At 38.3% G+C, this 7,730-nt stretch carries 4 protein-coding genes and 1 pseudogene; all 5 read left to right on the forward strand.

From position 1 onward, the window contains the following. Window positions 1-313: 313 nt before the first annotated feature. Window positions 314-3,607, forward strand: coding sequence for a SusC/RagA family TonB-linked outer membrane protein (locus VNZ46_RS17060; RefSeq protein ID WP_325561257.1), 3,294 nt, complete (start codon window positions 314-316; stop codon window positions 3,605-3,607). Between the two features lie 11 nt (window positions 3,608-3,618). Next, entirely contained in the window at window positions 3,619-5,052 is a 1,434-nt protein-coding gene (locus tag VNZ46_RS17065; RefSeq protein WP_325561258.1) for a RagB/SusD family nutrient uptake outer membrane protein, read from the forward strand. Window positions 5,053-5,068: 16 nt separating this feature from the next. After that, window positions 5,069-5,836: a DUF4843 domain-containing protein gene (locus VNZ46_RS17070; RefSeq protein ID WP_325561259.1), complete on the forward strand. Its 768-nt coding sequence runs from the start codon at window positions 5,069-5,071 to the stop codon at window positions 5,834-5,836. 25 nt (window positions 5,837-5,861) lie between these two features. Continuing rightward, window positions 5,862-7,373, forward strand: a complete 1,512-nt coding sequence (locus VNZ46_RS17075; protein ID WP_325561260.1) for a PKD-like family lipoprotein — start codon at window positions 5,862-5,864, stop codon at window positions 7,371-7,373. A gap of 32 nt (window positions 7,374-7,405) precedes the next feature. Further along, a pseudogene (locus VNZ46_RS17080) lies at window positions 7,406-7,730 on the forward strand (TlpA family protein disulfide reductase); the annotation flags it as partial.

The following is a 7,730-nucleotide window of genomic DNA, read 5'->3' on the forward strand; positions in this document are numbered from 1 at the left end:
ATTGAAGGAAGGAGGGTAACTGTTATGCCATAACTCTACTATAACAGGGTCTTAAAATAACCAGGAGTGATTGGACCCACCCCTGGCTGATGGTCTGGACCCGCAGATACCATGCTGAATACACTAATCAACTAAATTCCAAACCGTTCCTCACTATTTTGCTCAACCACAGAAGAGGAGGACTAAATTCAAATGTATGAAATTTAATGCGCTATTTCAGCGCAGGAAGTTTGCTTGTGCGGCAAATTTCCTAATGCTAATCATTGATTTGATTCTTCAGCGGATCAAAACAGCAGATCAAAGAAAATTTATAATGAGAATAAACCTAATCTTTATTCTAATGACCACTATGTTGCTCCAGGTGAGTGCTGGTGGTTATGCCCAAAGAATCACACTTAATAGCACCAATGCGTCTTTACAGGAAGTATTTAAAGAAATCAGAAAGCAAAGCGGATATGATTTTGTATACACTAACCCACAGGTTAAGATGGCAAAACCGGTGAATATTCATGTAGTAAAGGCTTCGCTGGATGAGGTTCTGCAAGCATGCTTTGCAGATCAGCCATTGGCTTATTTTGTTGAAGATAAAACGATCATTATTAAGATAAAAGTACCTCAACTTGTTCAGAAACAACAAGCGGAGGTAAATGGTATTGTGTTAGACGAAGCTGGTAGACCTATTGCCGGAGCATCGATCAGAGTTAAGGGAAATATATCCAGGGGAACTATAAGTAACAAGGACGGTCGTTTCCGTATCAATGCTTCAGAACATGATATTGTTGTTGTTTCCTATATTGGGTATATCAGTCAGGAAATTAAATTTAAAGCAGGACAACAAGAACTTACGGTTAAGCTGGAGATTGCTGAAAACAATATGAAAAATGTGGTGGTTACCGGTACTGGAATTACCAGGAATAAGAATAGTTTTACCGGAGCCACGGCTTCTTATACTGGAGAACAGTTGCGGGCGGTGAGCAATCAAAATATTATCCAGGGCCTGCGTGCTTTAGATCCCTCCTTCATCCAGATTGAAAACAATCAGTTTGGTTCTAATCCGAATGCGCTGCCTAATATTGAGATCAGGGGAAAAACCAGCATTTCGTCATCTCTGCAGGATCAGTTTGCTTCTGATCCCAATCAACCATTGTTTATTCTGGATGGTTTTGAAACCAGTTTAAGGACAATTGTAGACCTGAATCAGAACCGGGTTGCTTCGGTAACTATTTTGAAGGACGCAGCTTCAACGGCGATGTATGGTTCAAAAGCTTCAAATGGCGTAGTGGTTATTGAAACCCTCAAACCAAGACAAGGGCAGATGAACCTGAACTATACCAGCGACTTTAACATTGAAATGCCAGATCTGAAAGGGTATAATATGATGAATGCTGCAGAAAAGCTGGAGTTTGAAAGACTTTCGGGGAGATATACTTATTTTGACGGGACTTCAAATGCTCCAATCTATCAGTTGGATCTGGATTCTTTATACAATGTTCATCTGGCTGAAGTACAACGTGGTGTAAATACGTATTGGTTAAATGTACCGGTACAAACGGGTTTCAGTCAGCGTCATTCTATTTATGCCGATGGCGGCGATGATGCGCTCCGGTATGGTGTGGGTTTAAGCTACAAGAAAACAACTGGTGCAATGAAGGGATCGGGAAGAAATGATTGGGCTGGCAACGTGGATCTTTCTTATAGAAAAGGAAAATTCAATTTCTCCAATAAATTATATATAAGCGGGTATAAAGCTGATGAGTCTCCATACGGCTCTTTTACAAATTTTGTAAATGCAAATCCATATTACAGAAAGGATAGTCCAAATGAACGATATCTGGAAGTGAGCGGTGACAATGCAAACAAATGGTATTATGTACCTAATCCGTTATACAATGCTGGTTTGAACAGTATCAACGATACTAAGAATATTGCTATTCAGAATAACCTTCAAATGATTATTGATGTAAGTAGGGAATTTAAGGTTCAAGGGGCTATTCAGGTACAAAAAGGAAGTACAACTCAGATTAATTTCTTATCGCCGTTGAATACTGCTTTTGACGATACAAGTATTTTTGAAAAGGGATCTTATAGAAATAGCAGGACGAATAATTTTAACTATAATGGTTACTTGATGTTAACCTATGGTAAGGTGTTTGCTGGCACCCACTCTTTAACAGCCAATCTTCGTACGGAGATGAGAAATGATGATAATGATAACATCACATTTGATGCTGTTGGATTTCCATCTTCCAGCAATGGGAATCCTGGGTTTGCTTATAGTTATAAGCCGAACTCCAAACCGCTTACAGCGCTTGGCAAAACACGTACGAACGCTATTCTGGCGTCTGCTAATTACGCGTACAAAAGCAGATATCTGGCGGATTTTTCTTATCGCTATGACGGCTCAACTGCTTTTGGTGCCAATAAAAAATATTCTCCTTATTTGAGTGGTGGTGTTGGATGGAACATTCACAATGAACAATTTATGAAAGCCATACATTGGATCAATGTATTGAAACTATATGCGAATATGGGTACGACGGGTAATCAAAACTTTGCCAGTGTTTCTTCTATTTCCACTTATGGATATGATTCATACATCAACTTATTTGGACAAGGAGTTACGCTAAATAGTTTAGGTAATCCAGATCTGAAATGGCAGAATTCTGTTCAGACGAGTCTTGGAACTGATATTGTGATGTTTGATAACAGATTTACCATTAATGCCAATGTGTATCAGAAAAAGACTGATCCGTTGGTGGTTGCTGTAGATCTGCCGTCTTCTACAGGGATCAAATCTTTCCCGATGAATGTTGGGCTGTTAAATACCAGGGGAGTTGAGGCTTCCATTAAATACTCGCCGATTTACCGGCCGGCAGAACGTGTTTTATGGACCATCGGACTTACCGGTACAAGCTATACCAGCAAGTATGATGGTTTTAATAATAAACTAGCTTCATTAAACACAAAAGCACAAAACAGCAATAGTTTAACTAGATATAAAGATGGCTATGGCCCGCAAGACATTTGGGCAGTACCTTCCATGGGTATTGATCCTGGAACAGGTATGGAGGTATTCTTAAAAAAAGATGGACAATATACCTTCATTTATGATCCAAATGACATTGCCCGCGTGGGTAGCACACAACCAAAGGTAGAAGGTGTTTTTACCAATATGGTCAGTTATAAAGGCTTTAATTTCAACTTGGTTATCCGGTATATTCTCGGTAGGGATGTTTTTAATGATGCGCTCTATAATAAAGTTGAAAACATTAATGTACAGGGTTTGGTAAATAACCAAGATAAACGTGCCTTATATGACCGTTGGAAACAACCTGGAGATATTGCTCAGTTTAAATCGATCAGTTTAACAACTACAACTCCAAAATCCTCACGTTTTGTACAGAATGAAAATATGCTTAGTGGTGAATCTGTGAGCTTTGGATATAACTTTCAGGGAAGAAAATGGCTGAATCGTCTGGGCTTGTCCGACCTGCGTGTAAATGGTTATATGAATGATTTCTTTCGCGTTTCTACAGTACAGCAGGAGCGTGGTATTGATTATCCTTTTGCCAGGTCAGTGTCCTTTAGTTTAAATGCAAGTTTTTAGAATCAACAGCTATGAGATCAATTAAAAATATTTTAACAGCAGTTCTGGGAATGACCTTACTGCTTCCTATGGTATCCTGTAAAAAATGGCTGGATGTGCAGCCAGAGGATAAACTTACGGAAAAACAATTGTATAGTACACCCGCAGGTATCGCAGAAGCATTGAATGGTATTTATCTGGATATGGGGAAAACCAAACTGTATGGTGCAACTTTAACAAGCACTCTGATGGATGTTTTTGCACAACGCTATAATGTGGGTACGCTGCATAATTTGACTAAATACCAAACCTATACCTATACAGATAAGTCTGTAATGGCAGATCTGGATGCTATCTGGACAAATGCCTATGTGGATGTAGTAAATGTCAACAAGCTCATTAAGAGTCTGGAGGCTTATCCTGGGGTACTCGATTCAAAATCTGAGGCTATATTTAAGGGGGAAGCATATGGACTTCGCGCATTTTTGCAGTTTGACCTGCTCAGGATGTATGGGCCTGTCTATGGTACCTCAGATTCTACAAAGGTGTCCATACCTTATTATACCACTGCGGGAACAGCTGTGAATGATATTTTACCGGCAAACCAGGTGATGAACCTTGTGATCGCAGATCTGAAAAAGGCAGAACAATTATTAACAAATGATCCGGTAAGGACAACAGGCGTGAATACTCCTGGTCCAAATGATAATGTGAATTTTCTGACCAGCGGCCGTAATTATCGCATGAATTATTTTGCAGTAAAGGGATTGCAAGCCAGGGTATATCTATATCGTGGGGACAAGATCTCTGCCGCTGCTGCTGCAAAGACTGTTATCGATAATGCTGCGACATTTCCCTGGATCACACCTGGTAAAATTTTATCTGATAAAGCCAATCCTGATCGTGTATTTAGTACCGAATTACTTTTTGGACTTCAGAGTTTAGATATGTACGAAAATTATCGGGATAATTTTTCTCCTGATCTGCAAGATAAGCAAATCCTGGCGCCTCTGGATGCACGCCTAAAAACGACTTATGAGAATAATGAAAATGATTACCGTTATAATCCGGAATGGATTTTAACGGGTATTGGGGGCAAGTCATACCGTACTTTTTTTAAATATGCTGATCTGGTAGATAAAACAACCATTTATCGTTATGTCATGCCGCTGATCAGATTAAGTGAAATGTATTATATAGCAGCTGAGGCTTATGGAGATTTGGGTTATTTAAATACAGTTCGTAATAAACGAGGGCTTCTTAATCTTCCGGCGGGTGCAGTGTTAAATACGGAACTGCAAAAGGAATATCAGAAGGAGTTTTTTGGTGAAGGGCAATTGTGGTATTACTATAAAAGAAGAAATCTTAGTAGTATTCCTAATCCTTTGTCTTCTACTGGGAACATTAGTATGAATGCAACAAAATATGTTTTTCCACTGCCTTTATCTGAAACAAGCCCTAGATAAACAAAAAATAAAGATCATGAATAAAAAAATATATACCATTTTTTTGCTGTTGTTGATTGGCAGTGTAATGGTTTCCTGTAAAAAAGGCCTTGAAACTTATGATGGTCAGGCAAGTATTTATTTTGCTAATGCGGTTGAAAGTATTGATAAAAAGCCGGTTAGTGACAGTACAGTCATCTCCTTCGCATTTGCCGGTGAAACCGTTAAAGATTCGGTTCTTAAATTGGTGGTTAGAGCGACAGGGGCCACAACTTCTGCAGATCGGGTTTATAATCTGGTTATTGATCCGTCTTCAACTTTAGCAAAGCAGCAGCAATATGAAATATTAAACCAAAAATTTATTATCCCAGCAAATAAGGTAGCGGATACCCTCAGGATCCGGCTAAAACGGACCAAGGAGATGCAGGATAAAGATTTTAAACTAGTGCTTAATCTGATAGAGAATGATCAGTTCAAAACCTTAATGCAATCAACGGTTCTCAATTCATCTACAGGTAAGAAGCTGAGCTATATCAAACAAATAGTTTGGGTAAATGATATTCTTAAGCAACCTAAACTTTGGTTTGACTTTTATTTTGGGACATTCAGCCGAAAAAAGATCTTTCTAATGGCTGAAGTGATGAATTTTAATATCTCGGAACTAGATACCTACGACACGCCTATTGCAAAAGTACTTTATTATGGCGGTTTTATGCAGCGCTACCTCAATGAGATGAAAGCAGATGGAAAGACCATTTATGATGAAGATGGATCGGAGATGACTATGGGGCCTGGTGTCCAGTAATTTGTTTATTTAAACCAACGAAATAATGAAGTACAAATATATTAAACCTATAGTTTGCCTGGCGGCAGCGTTGATCTTTTTTTCTTGTAAAAAGGATTTGGGAAACTATAACTATCAAGAACTGAATCAGGTAATTGCCGAGGGAATTAATCCTTCTTATATAATAAAATTGGGAGATCCTCTGAAAATAACCCCAAGTTTAAAATTTAGCCAGGCACAGGATGGCACTTATGGCTATGAATGGTTTGTTATGAATGTGAACGCAGCAAATATGTTGCCTGCGGATCAACGTAAAGAACTGGCTACGACAAAAAACTTAGATATTACGATGCAATTGCCGCCGGGATCTTATTGGCTGTATTATAATGTTAAGGACAATAAGACAGGGGTAATTACAACAACGAAAGTTTCTTTGAAGGTAGAAACGAGTATTTATGAGGGCTGGATGGTCTTGAATGAGGTGAATGGAAAGGGCCGATTAGACATGATCTCTAAAATTGACAATGTATATAGCCCAATTACAGATGTTTTGGGACGTACAGGTTCAGAGCTTGTGCTTCAGGGTAAGCCGATGAATGTTACCTGCTATGGATATAATTTTACAACTTATGGTATTTATGTGTCTACAGACCAGTCAACTAACCGGATCGATCCGGAAACATTTAAATGGAAAAAGACATTTAACCTGGCTTATGAAATGGTAAGCAATGTTGGAGAAGGTTTCCACGCTGATTTTTTCTCGCCCGTAAAAGAGAATACAGGAACTTCTTATATGTATTCTGGTGGTAATGTTTATTATTATTATTATGTATATAATATTCATTATGGTGTACCAATCAATTTGGTTAATGGAGAAGTAACTCCTTTTAGACCAGCTCCATTTGTTGCAGCAGCTATGGACTGGGAAAACTTTACCCCCATTGCCATTCTTTTTGATAAGGATAAAAAACGGTTCTTACGACATGGGAATAATGAACCTAGTGTAAGCACTATTCCGGCTGGCCAAACACCTTTATATGATGCCAGCAATATTGGTATGGACCTGGTCTATATGGAATATACAGATTATAATAATGGAGAAATATTCGCCGTATTAAAAAATCCTGCCGGTAAGTTGTTTTTGGCACGATTCAATCCTTTTACAGGAACTCAGTCTTATTTTTCGGAAGTTTTGGGTTCCGATATTGCACTTGCTGAAAAATTTGCAGTTAGCCCAACTTATGGTTATTTACTCTATACGGTTAAGGGGCGTTTATATGAATATGATACTTCTTTAAAAACAAGTAAACTGATGTTGGATAAAGGATCTGAGGAGATTAGTCTAATTAAGTTCCAAAATATCTTTAACCAGAATACACCTTATTTGAAAGAGAAGGTGAATCAGTTGATTGTAGCGAGTTACAATCCTGGATTGTCTGCTGATCGAAATGGCAGACTGGAATTTTTTGAGGTACCTCCTTTAAACGGGGATCTGAAATCTACAGAAAGTTATACTGGTTTTGGCAAGATTGTGAGTCTGGATTATAGAGAACGTTAATTATGTTATTTTATCACTTTATATACATTTAAATGAATACTAAACAAATTTATAGCATAGTCGTATTGTTGTTGTTGAGCCTCAGTACGGTATATGCACAGACACCCGCTGTTGTTACGGGCTTGCTAAAGAAAGAAACCACTAAGACAGTAAAGTTATTTAAAGTTGAAGAGGGCAAATCAATAGAAATTGCCAGTGCGAAGGCTAATGCTAAAGGTTACTTTGGTTTTAAATTTTATCCGGAATATGAGGGGTTTTATGTGATTGGTACTGGTACTGCAGGCAGTCCTGAGAGTAATTATAAATTTTATTTTAAAGGCGGAGAACAGCTTTCGCTTTCCATTCTGGATTCCAGTT

Source organism: Pedobacter sp. (genome assembly GCF_035566355.1).
In the GTDB taxonomy this organism is placed as follows: domain Bacteria; phylum Bacteroidota; class Bacteroidia; order Sphingobacteriales; family Sphingobacteriaceae; genus Pedobacter.